The sequence below is a fragment of the Stenotrophomonas sp. STEN083 genome, assembly GCF_056759195.1.
In genome coordinates, this window is record NZ_JBRRCU010000001.1 from 166,141 (window position 1) to 187,690 (window position 21,550).

Consider the following 21,550-nt stretch of genomic DNA (forward strand, 5'->3'; position numbering starts at 1 on the left):
GGCTGCAGGCAATCAGCTGTCGCTGATCTGGTCCTGCTCCGGGTGCTGTGCCGTATGCCGGGCAACGATACCGGTGGCGGTGACGCCGCCAGTGGCATTGCCGATAGTGCAGAACACATCGGGAATGGTGTCCACCGCCAACAGCACACCCAGCGGTTCCACCGGTAGGCCCAGGCTCTGAGTGATCGGCATGTTGTTGGTCATGAAGTTGGCCTGGCCGGGCAGGCCGGTCGAGCCCATGCTGATCGCCGCCGCCAGCAGCACCGCGACCGCATATTGCGAGGCACGCACGTCGATGCCGTACAGCCAGGCGATGAAGCTGGCCACGGCGATGTACTGCGCCGGGCTGGTGATGCGGAACAGCGATACCGCCATCGGCAGCACCAGCGAGGTCAATGCCGCCGGGTAGCCAAGGCGGTTGCGCGCGCTGTCGATCATTGCCGGCAACGAGGCCAGCGAGGACTGCGTGCTACCGGCAATCACCTGTACCGGCACCAGCGCGCTGGCAAAGCGGCCAAACGGCTCGCCCGCGGCGAAGCGCGCAACCACGTACAGCAGCAGGGTGATCAGGATGTAGATCACGCACATCAGCACGATGTAGTAGCCCAGCACGCCGAGGATGCTCATGCCGACTTCGGCGCAGACCACGAATACCAGTGCGAACACGCCCACAGGTGCCGCCCACAGTACCCAGCGCACGATGGTGATCATGGTGTCGGCGATGATGCGGATGATGTCCAGGATGCGGTCGCGGCGCTCTGGTTCCTGCCGGCTCAGCGCAAAGCCGAAGAACATGGCGAAGGCCACCAGCGGCAGCATCGCGCTGGATGCGGCCGCTGCCAGCGCATTGTTGGGAATCAGCGAACTGATCCACTGTGCGGCGCTGAGCGGCGTGGCTGCGGCGGTCGGCGAACGCAGTGCATCGCGGAAGGCCTGGATGTTGTCGGCATCGCGCGGCAGCAGATCCAGCAGAAACGGGGTGATGACCGCGGAGAACGCGGCCGAGCCGACCAGCAGGATCAGGAACACGATGATCGCATTGCGCGCCGTGCGCCCGGATGCCGCCGCATTGCTGGCGGTGTTGACGCCTACGATGACCAACGCGGTCACCAGCGGTACCACCGTCATCTGCAGCGCATTGAGCCAGAGCCGGCCGATTGGTCGCAGCACGTCGGCGATCTTCAATGCGAGCGCCTGGTCATAGGCAGTCAGCGCCAGCCCGATGATGGCGGCCAGCACCAGCGCGATCAGCACCTTGACGGGTGCGGAGACCTTGGAAGATTTTGCGGGTGCGCTGTCGGTCATGAAGAGAAGGCTTGGCTAAAGGAAGGGAAGATGCCCGGAACCGGACAAATGCTCAACGAGTAGTTGCTGAAAGTGCGGGTAAATCCCAATTGTGCTGCAGGCGGCGGTACTCGGCTTCGGGCAGCAATACGAACAGCGGCTTGGCATCGGGCGACAGCCATTCCAGCAAGGCCGACATGCGCTCCGGCTCCATTGCGGTGCAGCCGGCGGTCGCCTCGCCGGGCTTGCGCCACAGGTGGGCGAAGATGCAGCTGCCCTGGCCAGGCACTGCAGCGGGGTTGTGCTCGATGACGAAGCCTTCGCGGTAACGACGGTCGCCGTTGTTGTGCAGGTCCAGGCGCATGGCCTCGGTGGAACCTTTGACTGCAGCTTCGCCGACCTTGGCTGCATCGACGATCTGGTTGTACAGCGGCGAGGCCGGTACATCCATGCAATAACTGCTGGCCAGCATCGGCTGGTAGGGCATGGCGCTGGTGATGTGTTCGGCATAGCCGAACGCCGGGCCGATGTTGAAGATGCCGGCCGGGCTGCGGCCGTCGCCTTCCTGCTTCTGCGGCCCATCCTTCTGTTGTGGATGCACGCCTATGCCCCAGGCGCTGCCACTGCGGCCGAGGCTGACATCGAAGCCGGCATCGTGTGCTTTCCAGCCACTGTCGGTGCGTTCAAAGGCCTGCAGATGAGCGTTGGTGGCGTCCCACGTAGGTGCAGTGACCACGATCAGCTGGCGGGCTTCGCTCATTGGTGTGGCGAGCGGAGCAGCGATACTTGCCGGTGCGGTGATCATCAACACGCAGCCCAGCAGGTGTCGGAAGTTGCGTTGGAACAAGGTGAGCATGGCGACGGCTCCTGCGGTCAGATGTCGATCAGGTGCTGGATGCGTTCCTGGTTCAATGCCAGTTGCCGTTGCCGATCAGGATTGGTCTGGCACAGCAGCACGAACACGAAATCCAGCAGGTATTGCAGTGAACTGCGATAGAGGAGCTGCGCGATTGGCGGTTGCGGGTCATGCGCACAGATGGCCAACGAGGCATCTGCGTGCGCGCGTAGTGGATTGGCGGTATGGCGGGTGATCGACACGACCTTGCCACCGACCTCCTGGAACTGCCGTGATAGTTGCCACAGCTGCGGCAGCTTGCCGAACTCGGAGAACACCAGCAGCACGTCACCGGTGCGGGCGGCAGAGAGGTTGGCAGTCATCAGGATGGGATCTGCCTGCTGCACGGTGAGGATGCCCAGCAGTGACAGGCGCATCGCAAATTCGCGCGCGTACAGGCCATCGTCGCCGAGTCCATAGATGAAGACCTTTGGAGCGGTATCGATCAGGGCAATGACGGCTTCGACGTCGGCCTGCGGGTTGGCGGCCATGGTCTCTTCTTCGGCAGCGGCTTTGGCACGGCGCAGGGTTTCTGCAACCAGCAGGTAGCCGCCGGGTTGGTCCTCTGGCGGCCAGTTGGTGCTTTCGCCGTTGCCGGCAGCGGCGACGGCGGCGCCCACCGAGTATTTCAAGTCTGGATAGCCTTTGAAGCCGAGTTTCTGGCTGAACTTGACCACGCTGGACTGGCTGATATCCAAGGCATTGGCCAGCTGCTGCGAGGAGTAGTCGCGCAGCAGGTGTGCGTTGTCGAGGATGAAGTCGGCGATGCGCCGTTCGATGGCCGACATCTGTTCGCGTTCGGAGCGGATCTTTACCAGAGGTGGCATGGGCGTATGGGTATTTATCTGCTGAAGACTTTAAGGGATTGCGCTGAAAAGAGGAGCGTCGCCGTCATCCTTGGGCGAAGCGCAGGGGCCGGTTTTGATTTTGTTCTGGCTCTGGCTCTGGCTGCTGCTTTGGCTTTGGCTTTGGTTGTTGCTTTGGCTTTGGCTGTTGCTTTGGCTGTTGCTCCAGAGCCCCTCTCCTGCGAAGCGGGAGAGGGGTTGGGGTGAGGGCGCTTTGGGCTTTCGCCTGTGCCCGTGTCTTTGCTCCAGCCCCCTCCCTTGCACGTAGTGCAGGGGAGGGTTGGGGAGGGGTAGCTTCTGCAGTTGCAGTTGCTCCGGCTCCTGCCGTTGTTCGTGCTCCACCGGGTCCCCTTCCGCAGCGACGGAGCTGGCAGACAAGACCCCGAACGGGGCGACGCACAAGGATGTGCGTCGTTTTTCGACGATACAGGGATGTATCGTCGAAAAATCCTGCCAGCGGAGTGAACCTGGAGCGCGCAGCGCGGAAGGCGCGTAGGCAGGGTGTGCTTTCTTTTGGTTAGCTTTTCTTTGCACAAGCAAAGAAAAGTAACTCGCTCCCCGTAGGGGAGAGAAAGCCTTTGCTCTGGCTTTTGCCTTTACCTGAAACTCGAAGCGAAAGCTGAAGCAAAGGCCAAGGCCAGAGCCAGAGCCAGAGCCAGAGCTTTCGCTCCCCTTCGGGGCGCGAGCACACCTTTCTTTGCTTGTGCAAAGAAACGTGGCCCAAAGAGGCGCCTTTTCAACAGCCGAATGGCTGGTCAAGCACACCCTGCCTCCGCGCCCACGACGCTGCGCGCCGCGGGTCCACTCCGCCGCCAGGATTTTTCGACGAGACGTCCCTGTCTCGTCGAAAAACGACGTGCATCCATGCACGCCGCCCCTGCGGGGTCTTGTCCGTCGGCTGCGTCGCTGCGGAAGGGGACCCGGTGGAGCAAGAGCTGGAGCAACAGCAACAGCAGAAGCCGGAGCCGAAGCCGAAGCCGAAGCTACCCCTCCCCAACCCTCCCCTGCGCTGCGCGCAAGGGAGGGGGCTGGAACAGAAGCAGATGCCAGAGCGATTCCCGCTTTCGCGGGAATGACGGTTTCTTGCTGCGTGAGAATGATGGTGTCGTGTCGCGTGAGGTCGCGGGAAAGATTTTTCCAAAGCAAAACAGCACCGGGCTTTGCCGGTGCTGTTGTTTGCGCATGCGCGACCACAGCGGCGGCAACCGAGGAGAGACCGGTTGCCGCCTGCGTGATCACGGCTTGATCATCTCCAGCCCGCGTACCTCGATGATGCCAAGACCCGGCGCATCGGTGATGCTGATCTCCGATTCGTTGAAGATCACGCCGCCTACCACCGGATTGAACTGGCTCAGCGATGGCCCATCCAGATCCACCTTGCTGATCGCGCCGGACTTGGCCACGCCCAGATGCACCGCCGCAGCCACGCTGATGCTGGATTCCAGCATGCAGCCGATCATGCATGGCACGCCGTACAAGGAGGCAATGTCGGCAATCTTGATCGCGTTGGAAATGCCGCCGGTCTTCATCAGTTTGATGTTGATGATGTCGGCTGCACCCTGTTGGATAAGGTCGAAGACCTGGTGCGGGCTGAATACACTTTCGTCGGCCATCACCGGCGTGTTGACGCGCTCGGTGACGTACTTCATGCCGGCGATATCGGCTGCCTTCACCGGCTGCTCCAGCAGCTCCAGCACGACGCCTGCGTTCTCCAGCACATTCATCGCATACACCGCCTGCTTGGCGGTCCAGCCCTGGTTGGCATCCAGACGCAGCAGGGCGCGGCCTTCGACGGCGGCGTGGATGGCCTTGACCCGCTCGATGTCCAGGCCGATGTCCTTGCCTACCTTGATCTTCAACGACTCGAAGCCGCGCTCCACCGCCGACAGTGAATCGGCCACCATCTTGTCGATGTAATCGACGCTGATGGTGATGTCGGTGGTGATCACCGGGTCGCCGCCGCCTAGCATCTGGTACAGCGGTGCCTTGTGCAGCTGCGCCCACAGATCGTAGATGGCGATTTCCACTGCCGCCTTGGCGCTGGTATTGCGCTCCAGCGAGGTCTGGATCAGCCCGCAGATGCGGTTGAGGTTGCTGATGTCCTCGCCGATCAGGCGCGGCTTGATGAAGGTGTTGATGGCCTCGATGATCGAGCCGTGCGTATCGCCGGTGATCACCGCAGTAGCCGGCGCCTCGCCGTAACCGGTGTTGCCGGTGTCGGTGCGCACCATCACCACAATGTCTTCCACCGTTTCCACGGTGCGCAACGCGGTCTTGAACGGGGTTTTCAGCGGCACGCGGAGCATGCCAAGTTCGATATCGGTGATCTTCATTTGGTGTCTTGCAGGCGGATGCGCTGGATGTTGGTCATGCGGTCGATGTAGCTGGCGGTGTCGCTGGCCATCATCGGCTGCAGCGGGGTCACCGATACGCCGTTGAGGCTGGCATGCACGCGCTTGCCGCTGGCGTCGAACCAGCTGCCACCGGAAGTATCGTGGATCACCCAGGTCATGCCATTGGCTTCACCGAGCATCATCATCACGTGGCCGGGGATGTAGATCAGGTCGCCGACCTGCAGTTTGGCGATCGCATCACTGCGCTTGGCCTTGCTGTCCTTGTCGGTGAAGGGCACGCGGTTCAAGGCCGGGCTGATTGCCTGCGCGCTGGTATTGCGCGGCAGCAGCACGCCGAAGCTGCGGTAGATCTCCGAGACAAAACCGCTGCAATCGCGGGTGTCATAGGAGTGGCCCCAGCCATAGCGTTCGCCGAGGAACTTGAAGGCCTGGGTGATCAGGTTGGCCTGGGTAAGTGGCAGGTAGTCGCTGGCCGATTCCTGCGTGCGCGGCAGCAGGGCCGGCACCAGTGCAAGGCTGCCGTCGTCGTTGCGCACCGGCAGTTGGATCACATGGCCGCCATGTGCCTGCTGGCCGTTGACCGGGTCCATCACTGGCCAGTCGGCCAGCACCGGCACGCGCACGCCCATTTCAAGCTGCAGGTCGGAGACGCGCGGCTCTTCCGGGGTGTGTGCGGTGAAGGCCTTGCCAGCAGTGATCACCCGGTACGGGCCCTTGGCGCCGTAACCGAAGACCTGTTCGGCGCTGCCAACGCCGACGAAGCGCTTCTCCATCCACGCCGCATAGCGCTCGCTGGCGACGAACACCCACTTGCCGTCGGCGCTTTCATGCAGCACCGCCACCGCGTCGCCGGGGAACAGCGCCGACTCCTGGAAGCGGTCGATATCTGTATCGCCCTGGCTGCTGAATACGCGCAGCTCAGTGGGGAAGGCGCGCAGCGCGGCGCGGTGCACGACCAGCCCGTACTGGATCGGGCGGGTGGCGGGAATCGCATCCAGGCCGAGGTTGGCGGTCACTGCCTGCAATTGGGCCGGTGTGACCTGCTTGCCGTGTACGTCGTACAGGGTGCGGGTCGGCGCCTTGGAGATGCCGTTGATCTGCTCACGGACCAATACTTGTGGCAGTAGCGCGGGCAGCGTGTGCAGGTCGATGATGGAGGCATCGAGCTGGCGCATGCGCGCGTTCTGCGCCTCGATGGCGGCGCGGTCCAGGATCACGGCGTCGGCGTTGGGCAGCCTGCTGATCCACGGCTGCGGCGTCAGCAGGGCTTCTTCCAGGCCGATGATGCCGGCGTAAGAGGGCGTAACCGCTGCCGCAGGCACCCGCGACAGCGCAAAAACCGGCCCGGCGCACAGCGCCGTGGCAAGGATCAAAGCCCGCGCTAGCGGGGCAAGGCGTCGGCGCTGGGACAGCGGCGGCAAAGCAAGCATTGGGAAGCTCCCCTCGTTGATGCTCAGGAATATTTATTCCTTTCGCCGTCGAAAGCAAGAATAAATTATTGACCGGCTATCGGGTGCGTGTTACACAACGTTAACCACCCTGCACGTGGAAGTGTTGCCGTGGCATCAAACGCCGATTCTGCCCGCTTTGCCCGCGTCCCGTTCGCCCGCACGGTCCTCGCCTCTGCCCTGTGCATGAGCGTGGCCTGGATTGCCTATGCCGGTGAGGCGCCATCGACGGCGCTGCCCGAGTTGACGGCGCGTGTGGACCGTGGCGATTTCGCTGGCGCGCAGGCCGAAATCGACAAGGCCTTGGCAGCATCCGGCACCGATGCCGACAGCCGTGCCGCCTACCTGTTCCAGCAGGAACGCATGCGCCGCATCCGCTTGGATTTCACCTTGGACGAAGCGCAGGCCAAGGCCGCCGTGCGCAGGTCGGTACCGGATCTGCGTGATGAAGAATTCAAGGCCTGGGATGACGCCGGCCTGATCGAGCACCTGGACATCGACGGCCAGCGTCGCTGGTTCAAGCGCGCACCGAACAACCTGTTCCTGTTCAGTGCCGAGGCCTCCAATCGGCGGCCGGCCGACAAGCGCGTTTCCCGGCCCGGCCCGTACGAACGGCTGGGCTCGCACCATATCGAGGTGATCAAGGCATCGGAGCAGAGCGGCCAGACCAGCATCAGCCCGCGTCGGGTGCGTATCACCCAGTCCATCAAGGTCGACGCCGATGCGGTGCCGGCCGGGAAGACGGTGCGCGCCTGGCTGCCGTATCCGCGTTCAATACCTGGCCAGCAGGAGAACATCCAATGGCTGTCCAGCGCGCCGCAGGGCGCGCAGATCGCACCCGAAGACACGCTGCAGCGTACCGCCTACCTCGAACGCAAGGCCGTGGCTGGCACGCCCACCGAATTTTCGGTCAGCTACGAACTCACCATCTCGGCGCGTCGCTTCATCATCGATCCCGACAAGGTGCTGCCAACACCGCGAGACCCGGAGCTGCAGCCCTATCTGGCCGAGCGGGCGCCGCATGTGGTGTTCACCCCGGCCATGCGTGAGTTCTCGCGCAAGGCGGTGGGCAATGAAACCAATCCCTACCGCGTCGCCAAGAAGCTGTTCGATGCGGTGGATGCGATTCCGTGGGGCGGTGCCCGCGAGTATTCGACGATCAGCAATATTTCCGACTACGCGCTGCATGCAGGTCATGCCGATTGTGGCCAGCAGACCCTGCTGCTGATCTCGCTGCTGCGCATGAACGGCATCCCGGCGCGCTGGCAGTCGGGCATGGTGTATTCGGACAACGAGGTCGGCTACAACAACCTGCACGATTGGGGCGCGCTCTATCTTGCGCCCTACGGCTGGGTACCGATGGATGTAAGCACGGGCGCACTGGACAGCGACCAGCCCGAACAGCGCAATTTCTATTTCGGCGGGCTGGATGCCTACCGCATCGCGTTCAACGATGACTACTCACGCGCGTTCGTGCCTGCCAAGCAGCACTTCCGCTCGGAGACCGTTGATCTGCAACGAGGTGAGGTTGAGTGGGAAGGGGGGAACCTTTACTTCAACCAGTGGCAATACGACTTCCAGTCGCAGGTTCTGGCGCCGGAGCCCAAGTAATAGAACGTCGTAACCGTTGTCTTACTTATCAATGTACATCTGCAGGAGAGAGCAGGGGATGAACAGGAAAATGTTGAAAAGGGCGACGCTGACCGTCGCATTGAGTGCCTGTCTTGGCGTGATGGCGCCGAGCGTGATGGCGCAGAGTGCGAATGGTGCAATTGCTGGTCGCGCAAGCTCCGGTGACCAGATCACCGTCGTCAATAAAGCAACGGGTTTGACCCGCAGCGTTACCGTTGGCAGCGATGGTTCCTACCGTCTGAGCCAGCTGCCGGTGGGCGACTACAGTCTGCAGGTGAAGCGTGCCGGAGAAGTCGACAAGGAACCGGTGGCGGTCAACGTGTCGCTGGGCGGCACCACCAACGTCAACCTGGGGGGCGGCGCGGGCAATGCGGTCAACCTGGACTCGGTGCAGGTAGTCGGCTCGAAGATCGTCAATCGCGTGGACGTGTACTCCACGGAGTCCTCGTTCAATATCAATCGCGAGGATCTGGCGCGTATGCCGGTGCCGCAGGATCTGTCCTCGGTTGCAATGCTGGCGCCGGGTGTGATCGCGGGTAATTCATCGTTTGGTGGTGTCTCGTTCGGTGGCTCTTCGGTGGCCGAGAACTCGATCTTCATCAATGGTTTGAACGTCACCGATTTCTACAAGCGACAGAGCTTCTCGAGTGCGCCTTTCGCATTCTTCGAAGAATTCCAGATCAAGACCGGCGGCTATTCGGCTGAGTTCGGTCGTTCCACCGGCGGCGTGATCAATGCGGTCAGCCGCTCGGGCAGCAATGAACTCAAGGGTGGCGTATCGGTCACCTTCGAGCCGTCTGCATTCCGTTCGAAAGCCGACGATCATTACTACAAGGATGGCAGGACCAATGTCCGCTCCAGCCAGAATACCAGTAGTTTCCTCAAGACCAACGGCTGGGCTTCCGGTCCGCTGGTCAAGGACAAGCTGTTCCTGTTTGCCATGTATGAGCAGCGGGACGACAACTCGAGCACAACCAACTCCGCAGGAAGTGGCTTGACCAAGACCGAGTCGAACAACGGCTTCTGGGGTACCAAGCTGGATTGGAACATCAATGACAATCACCTGCTGGAGCTGATGGCGTTCTCTGACAAGGGCGATACTGATTCTGAGATATACACCTACAACTTCGCCAGCGCGAGCATCGGCAGCGGTGCACCGAGCCAGTCCACCGCATCCAGTGGTGGCACCAGCGGTTCGGTGACCTATACCGGCCATTTCGGTGACAACTTCACCGCCAAGGCGATGTACGGCATCAATCGCAGCAGCAGCTACAACCGCTCGCCGGCGGATACGCAGTGCGATTACGTTACTTACGAAAATGCTAGTTATGGCGCGACTTATCGTGCGATGGGCAGCCCGGTGCTCGGCTGCCACCCGGGTGGCACGGTCGTGGACCATGAAGACGAGCGTATTGCCAAGCGACTGGACTTCGAGTGGGTTCTCGGCAATCACCAGCTGCGGTTCGGTTGGGATCATGAGTTGATGACCACCGATCGCAAGACGAAGTACCCGGGGCCCACTCGTAAGTACTACACCGCATACGGCACACAGCCGGGAAATCTGCTAGATAACGGCGCGGTGGTTCCCACCGGCGTGAATGCCATTCTTCGCGCGCGTGAACGTGCCGATGGCGGTGTGTTCGACATCAAGGCCAGCGCCTTCTACCTGGAAGACAACTGGAGTGTCACTCCGCAGCTGATGCTGAATCTTGGCGTGCGCATGGACAACTTCGAGAACATGACCACGGTGGGGACCACCTTCACCAAGCAGGACAACCTGCTCTCGCCGCGTCTTGGCTTCTCGTGGGATATGAAGGGTGATGGCAGCACCAAGTTGTTCGGTAACCTCGGCCGCTACTACATGCCGATCCCGAGCATCCTGAGCTATAACTTCGCCGGTGGTCTGCTCGACGAGTACACCTACTACGCGCTGGATGGCTGGCGCCAGGAAACCAATCCGGTTACTGGTGCACCGTACATGGCGCCAATCATCGGCTCGCAGATCGGTCCGGTTGACCAGTCACAGAATATCGTCGTGCAGGATCTTCGGCAGAGCGTTGACCGTGACCTGGATGCGGTCTATCAGGACGAAGCGATCCTCGGCTTCCAGAGCATGATCAACCAGGCATGGTCCTGGGGTGTCACCGGTACCTACCGGCGCATGCCCAATGCCATGGATGACATGCGCATCAACGCGCTGTGCGGCAAGCGCCATGGCAACTTGTGGCCGATCGCCAACCCGGGTGACAAGCTGACCCTGTGGGGCACCAAGGCGATGGGTTGTGCGGAAGATGGCTGGGTCACGATCGATACCTCGAAGGAGGGCTACATCATGGCCGGCAGCGAAAAGATAATCGGTTACTCCAAGCCCAAGCGCACCTACAAGTCGATCGAGGTACAGGTCGATCGCGCATGGGACGACAAGTGGGCGTTCAACGCGTCCTACCTGTGGTCCAAGTCGTCGGGCAATCACGAAGGTCCGGTCAACTCGGATACCAACTACGCCGACACCGGCATGGTCCAGCACTGGGATCACCCCGCCAACAATCAGCGCTACGGTGATCTGTTCAACGACCACCGTCACCAGATCAAGCTTCGCGCCAGCTACAAGCTCAATGAGATGTGGTCGTTCGGCAGCACCTTCACCGCTCTTTCCGGTGGTCCGATCACTGCGTTCGGCGTTACCTGGCCTGATGAAAACGGCGCGATCGCCAGCTACACCAGCACTGGCAGCGGTGGTGGTACCGGTTGGTTGTGCATTACCCCGAACTGCGCGACCGTGCCCTGGCAGGATCGCGAGTATCGATACTCGCCGCGCGGTGACTTCGGCCGCATGCCGTGGACCTACAACCTGGGTGCAACTGTCACCTGGACGTTGCCGGTCGAAGGCATTGATCTGAAGGCCAGCCTGTCGGTCTACAACCTGATCAATACCCAGGAAGTGATCAACGTGGCTGCCCGTTACGAAGGCCAGCCGGGTGTCATGCGTGACACCTTTGGTACCGGAACCCGTTGGCAGGCACCGCGTTATGCGCAGCTGATGGTCAACTGGAACTTCTGATGTAGTGTGTGAGAACGGCCCGCTTCGGCGGGCCGTTCGTTTTTGTGGAGAACGATGACGATGCGACTGAAACTGTTGTTGGCCACTATTGCCATGCTGCTGGCGAACCCGCTGTTTGCAGCAGACGCCGATACTGCGCGGATGGATGCCCTGGTTGACCAGGCGATGCAGCGCTATCAGCTGCCCGGAATAGCGGTGGGGGTGATCGAGGATGGTAAGGTGGTCCGGCGTATCACCCGCGGTGAGCTGGCAGCGGGCGATGGCGCAGCGATCAACGACGATAGTCTGTTCAAGATCGCCTCCAACACCAAGGCGATGACCGCGGCGGTGCTGGCGCGGCTGGTGCAGGCCGGCAAGCTGCGCTGGGATGATCCCGTCACCAAGCATCTGCCGCAGTTCCGCATGCAGGACCCGTGGGTGACGCGCAGTATGCAGGTGCGCGATCTGCTGATCCACAACAGTGGTCTCGGCCTCGGCGCGGGCGATCTGATGCTGTGGCCCGAACCGAACAACTTTGATCGCGGGGACATCATTGCCGGCTTGGCCCATCTGAAGCCGACTGGCAGCTTCCGTAGCGAGTATGCCTACGACAACCTCATGTATGTGGTGGCAGGCGAAGTCGCCGCTGCTGCAGGTGGCAAGCCATACGCACAGTTGGTACGCGAGGAGATATTCCAGCCACTGGGCATGCAGCGCTGCCAGGTAGGCGCGTGGTCACCGGTGGCGCTGGGCAATATCGCCCAGCCGCATCATCGTGACGGCAAGCGCAATATCGCCGCCGAACGCGATCCTGCACAGGTCACCGATTTTCTGTCGATGGCTGCTGGCGGAATACGCTGCAGCCTCAATGACATGCTGCGCTGGATGCAGGTGCTGCTGGACCCGGCACAGGCCCCAGGTTGGCTGGACGCGACCCAGCGGCGTGCGCTGTGGACGGCGCATATGCCGATGCCGATCAGCCAGCGCCTGCGCGACTGGGACAACACGCACTTCTACGCCTACGGCTATGGCTGGCGTCTGTCGGATATGGATGGGCAGTGGAAGGTCGCGCACACCGGCACCTTGTCCGGCATGTATTCCTCGCTGGCCTTGCTGCCGGATCGCAAGACCGGTGTGGTGATCCTGATCAATGGCGAAGGCGAGGACGCACGTACCGCATTGATGCAGGCCATGCTCAAGCATTACACCGCACCGGCCGCGAACAATGATGTGCTGCATTACGCAGGCTTGATCGACGAAGCGGCCGCGCAGCGGCGCTCGGCCGGTCATGTGCGCCCGGCATTGCCGGATGCGCGGCCGGCCACGCTGGCCGAGTTCGGCAACAAAGCCGGCGTCTGGCAGGACCCGTGGTTTGGCGAGGTGTCCTTGTGCCCGCGTGATGGCAAGCTGCAGTTCGCCTCGGTCAAGTCGCCGCGCATGAGCGGGCAAGTAATGCGTGCCGGCGAGCGCTGGTATGTGTCATGGCAGGGATTGGGCGAAGATGCCGATGCTTGGCTGGAATTCTCCGGCGACGCGCAACAACCACTGCTGCATCTACGTGCCATCGACCCGGATATCGACTTCAGCTATGACTACCCCGATCTGGAATTCCAACGCCGTGGCGATTGCCGCTAAGTCGCTGCCATTGTTGCTGGCGCTGTTGCCATTCACCGCGCTTGCCCAGCAGGTGCAGGTATCGGCGGCAAAGACGCCCGCACAGGCAGGCATCGTCGATGTCACCACCCTGGCCCCGGATATCGCCCTGGATATCCGCTACGCCGGCACCGACAACTTCACCGGTCGCGTCGTCCCCGGCTATGAAGCACCGCGTTGCTATCTGCTGCAGCCGGTAGCGCAGGCTTTGGCACGCGTGCAGCGCGGGCTGCGCGCGCAGGGCTATCGACTGCAGGTGTTTGACTGCTACCGGCCGGTGCATTCGGTGACCTCGTTCGTCGCCTGGGTGCACGACGGCAAGGATCAGATCGCCAAGCAACGCTATTACCCCAACATCGACAAGAGCCGCCTGCTCGATGGCTATATCGCCGAAACGTCCGGTCACAGCCGGGCGGCTACGGTCGATCTGGGCGTGCTGGATTGCCGCAGCATGCCTTGCACCGCCTTGGACATGGGCACCGGATTCGATCGCTTCGATGTGCTGGCGCATACCGCCAACCCCGATATCAGCGCGTTGCAGAAGCAGAACCGGCAGCTGCTGCTGGATGCGATGCAGGCGCAGGGCTTTGCCAACTATCCAATGGAATGGTGGCATTACACCTTCAAGCCCGAGCCCACGCCCACCACGGCCTACGACTTCGCGGTGCGTTGAGCGGGGCAGGGGCGGTTAGACTGCGGTTCCCTGAATGGACCGCGCCGCGCCCATGAATCTGGTTCTGCATTACGGCCTGCTGGGCTCGCTGGAAGCTGGCTTGATCGCCTTGGCGATTGGCTTTGTGGTGTTCGCACTGTGGTGGCAGGTGTGCCGGCGTGGAGGGCTGAGGCACGGACATGCCATCGCCTACTCCGCGCTGATAGCGGCGGCCATTGCTGCTGGCGTGGATGGCTGGAAGCTGTTTTCGCTGGGCATGGTCAACCTGCAGTCGCCGCTGTACGCCAAATTGGCGCTGGCTTCGATCCATGATCCGGACCAGCTGGGCACGCGCGTGCTGTTTGAGTTGATCGGTGTAGCCGTTGGCGTCGGCCTGGGTTGGTTGTTGTTCAGTTCGCGGCAACCGCTGGCTGACACCACGCATGATGCTTGAGGCGTCGGCATTGCATCGATAAGCACGATGGTTGGAACGCTCTAATCATCGGCTTACTTTCACTTCATGCACGGCTAACAGGGGCCGTAACCGCTGATCCCGTGCGAGTGGTTAACAGGATGTTCGCTGCGGTTTTCAGGGGTGCAAGCGATTCAGGCGCAGCTTGTCAGGGTTGGGGTGTGCGGAATTTCCGCGCTTTTGCCAACACACGAGGAAGACCTGATGACCGTACGTAATCGCACCCCGCTGTTCGCCCTGGTTGCCATCGTTGGTTCCGCGCTTGCACTGCCGGCCATGGCGCAGGATGCACAGGATCAGGCCGCCGCTGCGCAGGCACAGGCTGCGCAGGCACAGGATTCGGCAGAACAGGCGCAGAACGCTGCTGCCAGTGCATCAAGCAGCGCCGCCAAGGCCTCGGCAGCGGCCGGTGGCGGCCAGAGCTGGGCAGATGTTGACGCCGATGGTGATGGCGTCATCAGCAAGACCGAGTCGCAGGCCAACGCTGGTTTGGCGCAGGTATTTGATGAGGCTGACGGCAACAAGGATGGCAAGCTGACGGCGGATGAGTACCGGACTTATGCGGCTGCGCATAAGAATTGATTGGTAACCGGGCAGGGCTCGAAGAGCACCCCTCCCCAACCCTCCCCTGCGCTATGCGCAAGGGAGGGGGTAGAAGCGGCATTGCGCGATGAACCAGCAGTTTGCGCGGTCCGCTCCCTCCCTTGCGCATAGCGCAGGGGAGGGCTGGAGAGGGGTGCTCTTGCCGTTGCACTTTGCTCGAGCTGTCAAACCAGCCAACAAAACCGCACCTTCCAGACGCGATCCCCTATTCACCGCAGGGCAGATTGCTATCCTGTGCGGCATGAACATGCAGACTTCCCCCTCCGCCATCGGCCTGGTCGGCTTCGACGGCGATGACACGCTCTGGAAGAGCGAAGACTATTACCAGAAGGCCGAGCACGAATTTGGCCTGATCCTCAGCAACTACATCGACCTGCACGACGCCGGCACCGCCCAGCATCTGCTCAAGGTGCAGCGGCGCAACCTGGCTGTGTTCGGTTACGGCGCCAAAGGCATGACCCTGTCGATGCTGGAAGCGGCCATCGAGCTGACCGACGAGAAGATATCCGCGCACGACCTGCGCCAGATCGTCGAGATCGGCCGGCGCACGCTTGAGCACCCGGTCGATGTCATCGATGGCGTCCGCGAAGCGGTGGCTGCCATCGCTGCCGAGTATCCGGTGGTGCTGATCACCAAGGGCGATCTGTTCCATCAGGAGCAGAAGATCGAGCGTTCCGGCCTGCTGGACCTGTTCCCGCGCATCGAGATCATCTCGGAGAAGGACCAGTCGACCTATGCCAAGGTGTTGGCCGAGTTCAACATGCCGGCCGAGCGTTTCGTGATGATCGGCAACTCGCTGCGCTCGGATATCGAGCCGGTGCTGGGCCTTGGCGGTTGGGGCATCCACACCCCGTACGCGATGACCTGGGCGCACGAGGCCGAGCACGGTGTCTCCGCAGAAGAGCCGCGCCTGCACCACGCCGACACCGCCCATCAGTGGCCGGAAGCAGTGCGCGCTGTCGCCGCGCAGGCCGCAGCGGCACAAGGCAACTGAGATGAGCGCGGCCAGCTCCCGGCAACGCCTGCGTCGGCCAGCACTGCTGCTGCGACTGGGTCTGCTGGCAGCTGCCGTGCTGTCCTTACCCCTGCCGTTGCTGGCACAACAGCCGGCAACGGCAGCGGTGGCCGAGGTCTACGCGCCGGCCACCGGTGACGCCTGGGTGGACAAGCAGCTGGCCGACATCAACGCCTATGCCGCGCGCTACCCGGAAGCCTTCGTCGATGAGTTGGCGCGTTATGCCAGCGCCCGCCCGGGCTATGTGCAGGCCTTGCTGCAGGACCATGGCTGGAAGCCCGGCGATGTCTATCTGGCCTGCTTCTGGGGCAAGCTCAACGGTAGCAACTGCCGTACCGCGGTAAAGGCCCGCGCCCAGCAGCCCCAGGCCAACTGGAAAGAGGTGCTGGCTGGCCTGCAGCCGCCACCCGACAACCTGCGCTGGCGCGCCCTGCGCCACGCGATCGTCGCCAGTTTCGACCACTGGGACCGGCCGATCACGCTGGACCCGCTGCTGCAGCGCCAGCTCGGCGACCGCGCCCAACGCGAGGCGGTAACGCGCAAAAGCGCCGCGGAGTAAACGGCGGCAGTAATTGCTGCCGAGTGGATAGGCGTGGCGGTCGATTCCGGGCGAAAATGGCGTTCCTTCGATTTCGCGTCAAAGCGCTTTGTCATGACCGCCGACCGTTTCGTTTCGCCCGATCACATCCGCAGCCTGTTCTCGCAGGCGATGTCGCATATGTACCGCACCGAAGTGCCGTTGTACGGCACCTTGGTGGAGCTGGTTGGCGCGATCAACGCCGACGTCCTGGCCGCGCAGCCGGAATTGGCCGCGAAGATGCAGCGCAGCGGCGAACGCGAGCGCCTGGACGTGGAGCGCCATGGCGCGATCCGCGTCGGCACTGCGCAGGAACTGGCCACGCTTGGCCGCCTGTTCGCGGTGATGGGCATGCAGCCGGTGGGGTATTACGACCTGTCGGTGGCCGGCGTGCCGGTGCATTCCACCGCCTTCCGCCCGGTCGATGGCGAGTCCTTGAACCGCAACCCGTTCCGCGTGTTCACCTCGTTGCTGCGTTTGGAGCTGATCGAAGACGCCGCACTGCGCGAGCAGGCCGCCGAGATCCTCGCCCGCCGCAACATCTTCACCGCTGGCGCGCTGCAGCTGATCGAGCAGTGCGAACGCGATGGCGGCCTGAGCGAAGACGATGCCTGGCGCTTCGTCGTTGAGTCACTGGAAACCTTCCGCTGGCACAACGAAGCCACCGTCTCGCTGAAGACCTATCACGCCCTGCATGGCGCGCATCGTCTGGTCGCCGACGTGGTCAGCTTCCGTGGCCCGCATATCAACCACCTCACCCCGCGCACGCTGGACATCGATGCCGCACAGGTGGCGATGCAGTCGCGTGGTCTTGCGGCCAAGGCCGTGATCGAAGGCCCGCCGCGCCGTGATTGCGCCATCCTGCTGCGCCAGACCAGCTTCAAGGCGCTGGAGGAACTGGTGCATTTCCCCTCCGGTGCGGACAACGACGCTGGTACCCATACCGCACGCTTTGGTGAAATCGAACAGCGCGGTCTTGCGCTGACGCCGAAGGGGCGCGATCTGTATGACGCCCTGCTTGCGCAGGCGCGCGGTGGTGAAGGCAGTGCCGGTGGCGACTACATGCAGCGTCTGCAGAACGCGTTTACCGCGTTCCCGGACGACCATGCAACGCTGCGTCGCGAGGGCCTGGGCTATTACCGTTACAGCCTGACCGATGCCGGTCTTGCCGCTGATGCTCCAACCCGTGCCTTGCCGGCGGAAGTGTTGATCGAGCGCGGCCTGGCCAGCGCTGATCCGATCATCTATGAGGATTTCCTGCCGGTGAGTGCGGCGGGGATTTTCCAGTCGAATCTTGGTGGTGGTGAGCAGCGTGCGTATGCCGCGCGTGCCAACCGTGATGCGTTCGAGCAGGCCTTGGGTGCGACGGTCAGCGATGAGTTCGCGATCTATGAGCGCCTGCAGGCTGAGTCGCTGGCAGCGCTGAACGCCTGATGCATTGCCCCTCCCTTTGCCGCAGGCAAGGGGAGGGCCGGGGAGGGGTGCTTCTGCTCTGCTCCCTCCCATTGCCATAGGCAAGGGGAGGGTTGGGGAGGGGTGCTGTTGCCGTTGCTTCAAGGCAACTGCATCAATCCAAGCAAGCCAAGCTTCAAATGCAGATCAAGCGCAAAAGCTCACCCCTCCCCAACCCTCCCCTGCGCTACGCGCAAGGGAGGGGGCGCAAGCGGCTGGCTCAAGCGCCGTAGCGGGTCTTCAACATCGCCCACGCCGAGCGCAATGCCAGCGCTTCACCGCCGGCCGGGCGGCCCGGGCGTTCGCCGTCGTTCCAGGCGTAGACGTCCAGATGCGCCCACACCTGGCCTTCGTTGATGAAACGCTCCAGATACAGCGCAGCAGTCACCGAGCCGGCCATGCGCGAGCCGGCGTTGGCCAGGTCGGCAATGCCGCTGTTGAGGTAGCGCAGGTAGGGACGCCACAAGGGCATGCGCCAGACCGGGTCGCGGGTGCTGTCGCCGGCCTGCAGCCACTGGTTGGCCAGGGTGTCGTCGTTGGCGAACAGCGCCGGCAGATCCGGGCCCAAGGCGATGCGTGCAGCACCGGTGAGGGTGGCGAAATCGAGGATGGTGTCCGGGTTCTGCTCGCTGACATAGGTCAGCGCGTCGCACAGCACCAGGCGGCCTTCGGCGTCGGTGTTGTCGATCTCCACGGTGATGCCCTTGCGGGTGGTGATCACTTCACCGGGGCGGAAGGCATCCGGGCCGACCGCATTTTCCACCGCAGCCACCACCAGGGTCAGCTGCACCGGCAGTTGTTGCGCCATCACCAGGCCCGCCAAGGCGATGGCGTGGGCGGCACCGCCCATGTCCTTCTTCATGTTGCGCATGCCGTCGGCCGGCTTCAGATCCAGGCCGCCGGTGTCGAAGCACACGCCCTTGCCGACCAGCGCCAGATGCGGCGCACCCGCGTTGCCCCAGCGCAGCACGATCAGGCGCGGTGCGCGGTGCGAGGCGCGGCCAACCGCGTGGATGGTCGGGAAATTCATTTCCAGCAGTTCGTCGCCGGCAATCACTTCCAGCTCGCCACCATGGGCTTCGACCAGATCGCGCGCGGCGTCTTCCAGCTGCTGCGGGCCCATGTCTTCGGTGGGCGTGTTGACCCAGTCGCGCACCCGCAGGCAGGCGGTCACCACGTCGAGAATTTCAGCGGCCGGCGTTGCCAGCAGCTGTGCGGCCGGGCGCGCCAGCTTGCGGTAGCGGTCGAAGCGGTAGCTTCCCAGGCCCCAGCCGATCTGCAGGTTGGCGCTGCTGCTGGCGTCCAGTTCGTTGGCGACCTGCCAGGTTGTGCCTGCGGGCAGTGCGAACGGTGCGTGGGCATAGGCGTAGGCATCGGCGTGATCGCCAACGCCGAGCAAGGCGCCGGCAATGCCGTTGTCGCCGGGCAGCAGCAGTACGCTGTTCGGTGCGGCGTTGAACTGCTGCGCTGCGGCCCAGGCCTGCACGGCGGCAGGCTGCTGTGCGTTCCACGCGGCAAAGCCGTCGCGGTCCAGCACGTACAGCGGCAGGGCATTGGTGGAATCGGTGGTGTAAGCGGTAATCGGGGTCATGGTGCTCTCTTGCGTCTGCTGGCGGCCGTGGGCTTAGCGCTGCGGGTTGGAGGCGTTGCCATCCAGCCAGTCGGCCAGTCCGGTCAGGGTGTCGAACTGCAGATCGGGCTGCAGTTCGGTGTGGGTCCATGAGTGTTCTTCGCGGTTGATCCAGCAACCACGCAGGCCAGCGCGCATCGCACCGGCTACGTCCATCTCGGCATGGTCGCCGACGTGCAATACCTGTGCGTGTTCAACGCCAAGGCGCTCGCAAGCCGCATGGAAGATGCCCGGGTCCGGCTTGGCCGCGCCGAACTCGCGAGAGCCCAGTTGGAAGGCGAACAATTCGCCGATACCAATCCGCTGCAGGTCGGCATTGCCGTTGCTTACTGCTGCTACCGGCACGCGCGCGGCGATGCGGCGCAGTGCCGCCAGTGCATCGGGATAGAACTCGACCTGGTTGCGCGCGGCGTAGAACGCTTCGTAGGCCGGGTCCAGCAGGTCCATGCTCGCGCCGCTCTTTTCCAGCGCCTCGGCCAGGGTCAACCGGCGCAATGCGCTCAGGTCGTAGTGCAGTTGCGGGTTGTCGCGGAACGAGCGCTCACGCAGTTCACGCATGGCCGTGACCGGATACATGCTGGCGGTGGCCGGGCTGTGTTCCAGCATCCAGTCATGCAGCACCTGGTCGATGCGGGCGCCGATGGGAGCGAACGGCCACAGGGTGTCGTCCAGATCGAGGGTGATGGCGAGTACGGGAAAGTTCATCCGGGCATTTTACGCCAAGCCCATGAGCCGGGCCTGTCGGGGCCGTGGCTGCTCGCTTTTGTAGGAGCGGCGTCAGCCGCGAAGCAGGCGCATTATCAGTTGGCATGGATGCTGATTTCGGCAGCATCATCAGCTTCGCCGCTTACGCCGCTCCTACAAAAAGCAGCGCTATTCCAGTAGCTTCGCCCAGCCGTGCATGCCGTCGACGCGGCTCAGCACCAGCTTCACGCAGACCAGCAATGGCACCGCCAGCAGCAGGCCGACCATGCCCCACAGCCAGCCGAACAGCATCAGCGCCAGAATCAGCATCAGTGGCGAGATCGCCATGCTGCGGCCGAGCACGATAGGCGTGATCAACTGCCCCTCCAGCGTATGCAAGGCCAGATAAGCCAGCGCCGGCAGCAGGGCGGTCAGTGGATCGCGGAATTCGACGAAGCCCATCAGCAGCATCAGCACGATGCCGATCAGCGGCCCCACATACGGGGCGAAATTCAGCAGCGCGGCCACCGTGCCCCACAGCAGGGCCTCGGGCAGGGCGATGCCGAGCAGCATCAGCACGCCGGACAGGATCAGGCCCAGGCCGACGTTGATGATGGTGATGGTCAATACATAGCGCGATATCTCGCGCTCGATCGAACGCAGGATTTCGGCGGTGAAGCGCTTCTGCTGGCGATTGGGCAGCAGCGCGATCACATGCCGCTGCAGGTTTTCGCCGTAGACCATGAAGAACAGGGTCAGCAGCACCACCGCCAGCGCCGAGGCGGCCAGCTTGGGCGTGCGCACCAGTGCCTTGTAGGGATCATCAAGCTGGGTGCGTATCACCTGCACCTTGCGGTTGCCTTCGCCGCCGGCGGCGCGGGCGAAGCTCTCCGCGGCCTGGTTGGCCTGCTGCACCGGTTTGACGAAGTCCTGCACCTTGCGCGAGATCTGCCGCATCTGTTGCGGCGCTTCTTGCACCCATTCGGTGGCCGGGCCGGCCAGTTGTACGGTCAGCGCGGCACTACCGGCCAGGCCTGCCGCCAGCACCAGGAGGGCGCCGAGGAAGCGTGGCAGGTGCATTTTCTGCAGCAGGCGGATGATGGGGTTGCCGATCAGCGCGAAGAACATCGCCAACAGCACTGGCAGGATGACTTCCTGCGCGGCCCACAGCGTATAGCCCACCGCCAGCGTCGCCAGTACCACCAGGGCGACGGGCGCGCGCGGGCGTGGCGCAGGGGCTTCGGCGGTGCGGGGTGTGGCGTCGGGCAACGGGTCAGACATGCGGGCAGCGCTCCGTGAACGGAACGGCGCGCA

At 63.1% G+C, this 21,550-nt stretch carries 18 protein-coding genes; 10 read left to right on the forward strand and 8 right to left on the reverse strand.

Features of this window, described 5'->3' with window-relative positions; genetic code table 11:
• Nucleotides 1–12: 12 nt before the first annotated feature.
• From ACVOK8_RS00745 to ACVOK8_RS00755, 3 genes are read right to left on the reverse strand one after another with little or no spacing between them, the layout of a single operon-like run.
• Entirely contained in the window at nt 13–1,305 is a 1,293-nt protein-coding gene (locus ACVOK8_RS00745; RefSeq protein ID WP_481565124.1) for a dicarboxylate/amino acid:cation symporter, read from the reverse strand.
• 52 nt (nt 1,306–1,357) lie between these two features.
• Nucleotides 1,358–2,140: a L,D-transpeptidase family protein gene (locus ACVOK8_RS00750; protein ID WP_481565125.1), complete on the reverse strand. Its 783-nt coding sequence runs from the start codon at nt 2,138–2,140 to the stop codon at nt 1,358–1,360.
• A 17-nt stretch (nt 2,141–2,157) separates the two neighbouring features.
• Nucleotides 2,158–3,006, reverse strand: a complete 849-nt coding sequence (locus ACVOK8_RS00755) for a MurR/RpiR family transcriptional regulator (RefSeq protein ID WP_481565126.1) — start codon at nt 3,004–3,006, stop codon at nt 2,158–2,160.
• Nucleotides 3,007–3,012: 6 nt separating this feature from the next.
• On the opposite strand from ACVOK8_RS00755, the gene ACVOK8_RS00760 reads away from it, so the two are divergent.
• Nucleotides 3,013–3,231: a hypothetical protein gene (locus ACVOK8_RS00760; protein WP_481565127.1), complete on the forward strand. Its 219-nt coding sequence runs from the start codon at nt 3,013–3,015 to the stop codon at nt 3,229–3,231.
• A gap of 1,028 nt (nt 3,232–4,259) precedes the next feature.
• Here ACVOK8_RS00760 and ACVOK8_RS00765 read toward each other — a convergent pair.
• On the reverse strand, nt 4,260–5,357 hold the full coding sequence (locus ACVOK8_RS00765) for a dipeptide epimerase (protein WP_282270746.1): 1,098 nt from the start codon (nt 5,355–5,357) through the stop codon (nt 4,260–4,262).
• Complete coding sequence (locus ACVOK8_RS00770; RefSeq protein ID WP_481565128.1) at nt 5,354–6,808, reverse strand: C40 family peptidase; 1,455 nt, start codon at nt 6,806–6,808, stop codon at nt 5,354–5,356. The genes ACVOK8_RS00765 and ACVOK8_RS00770 overlap by 4 nt, the downstream gene beginning before the upstream one ends.
• A gap of 204 nt (nt 6,809–7,012) precedes the next feature.
• Between ACVOK8_RS00770 and ACVOK8_RS00775 the strand changes: the two genes are divergently transcribed.
• The 9 genes from ACVOK8_RS00775 to hglS all read left to right on the forward strand — a co-directional run bounded on the left by ACVOK8_RS00775 (nt 7,013) and on the right by hglS (nt 17,904).
• Nucleotides 7,013–8,437 carry a transglutaminase-like domain-containing protein gene (locus ACVOK8_RS00775; protein WP_481565148.1) on the forward strand — a complete coding sequence of 475 codons (1,425 nt, stop codon included), beginning with the start codon at nt 7,013–7,015 and terminating at the stop codon, nt 8,435–8,437.
• 58 nt (nt 8,438–8,495) lie between these two features.
• A complete protein-coding gene (locus tag ACVOK8_RS00780; protein ID WP_481565129.1) occupies nt 8,496–11,519 on the forward strand; it encodes a TonB-dependent receptor in 3,024 nt (1,007 codons plus the stop codon).
• A 60-nt stretch (nt 11,520–11,579) separates the two neighbouring features.
• The gene (locus ACVOK8_RS00785; RefSeq protein ID WP_481565130.1) at nt 11,580–13,133 is read left to right on the forward strand and encodes a serine hydrolase domain-containing protein; all 1,554 of its coding nucleotides are present in this window, start codon (nt 11,580–11,582) and stop codon (nt 13,131–13,133) included.
• Complete coding sequence (locus tag ACVOK8_RS00790; protein WP_481565131.1) at nt 13,087–13,824, forward strand: M15 family metallopeptidase; 738 nt, start codon at nt 13,087–13,089, stop codon at nt 13,822–13,824. The genes ACVOK8_RS00785 and ACVOK8_RS00790 overlap by 47 nt, the downstream gene beginning before the upstream one ends.
• A gap of 52 nt (nt 13,825–13,876) precedes the next feature.
• Nucleotides 13,877–14,257: a hypothetical protein gene (locus ACVOK8_RS00795; RefSeq protein WP_481565132.1), complete on the forward strand. Its 381-nt coding sequence runs from the start codon at nt 13,877–13,879 to the stop codon at nt 14,255–14,257.
• 222 nt (nt 14,258–14,479) lie between these two features.
• On the forward strand, nt 14,480–14,857 hold the full coding sequence (locus tag ACVOK8_RS00800; RefSeq protein WP_481565133.1) for an EF-hand domain-containing protein: 378 nt from the start codon (nt 14,480–14,482) through the stop codon (nt 14,855–14,857).
• A gap of 262 nt (nt 14,858–15,119) precedes the next feature.
• A complete protein-coding gene (locus ACVOK8_RS00805) occupies nt 15,120–15,872 on the forward strand; it encodes an HAD family hydrolase (RefSeq protein WP_481509778.1) in 753 nt (250 codons plus the stop codon).
• 1 nt (nt 15,873) lies between these two features.
• Entirely contained in the window at nt 15,874–16,452 is a 579-nt protein-coding gene (locus ACVOK8_RS00810; RefSeq protein ID WP_481565134.1) for a hypothetical protein, read from the forward strand.
• A 93-nt stretch (nt 16,453–16,545) separates the two neighbouring features.
• Nucleotides 16,546–17,904, forward strand: coding sequence for a 2-oxoadipate dioxygenase/decarboxylase HglS (hglS, locus tag ACVOK8_RS00815; RefSeq protein WP_481565135.1), 1,359 nt, complete (start codon nt 16,546–16,548; stop codon nt 17,902–17,904).
• A 238-nt stretch (nt 17,905–18,142) separates the two neighbouring features.
• Here the strand turns inward: hglS and ACVOK8_RS00820 are convergent, their stop codons facing one another.
• The 3 genes from ACVOK8_RS00820 to ACVOK8_RS00830 all read right to left on the reverse strand — a co-directional run bounded on the left by ACVOK8_RS00820 (nt 18,143) and on the right by ACVOK8_RS00830 (nt 21,517).
• The gene (locus tag ACVOK8_RS00820; protein ID WP_481565136.1) at nt 18,143–19,513 is read right to left on the reverse strand and encodes a leucyl aminopeptidase family protein; all 1,371 of its coding nucleotides are present in this window, start codon (nt 19,511–19,513) and stop codon (nt 18,143–18,145) included.
• A 33-nt stretch (nt 19,514–19,546) separates the two neighbouring features.
• Entirely contained in the window at nt 19,547–20,257 is a 711-nt protein-coding gene (locus ACVOK8_RS00825; protein WP_481554471.1) for an HAD family hydrolase, read from the reverse strand.
• A 168-nt stretch (nt 20,258–20,425) separates the two neighbouring features.
• Nucleotides 20,426–21,517 carry an AI-2E family transporter gene (locus tag ACVOK8_RS00830; protein ID WP_481565137.1) on the reverse strand — a complete coding sequence of 364 codons (1,092 nt, stop codon included), beginning with the start codon at nt 21,515–21,517 and terminating at the stop codon, nt 20,426–20,428.
• Between the last annotated feature and the right edge of the window lie 33 nt (nt 21,518–21,550).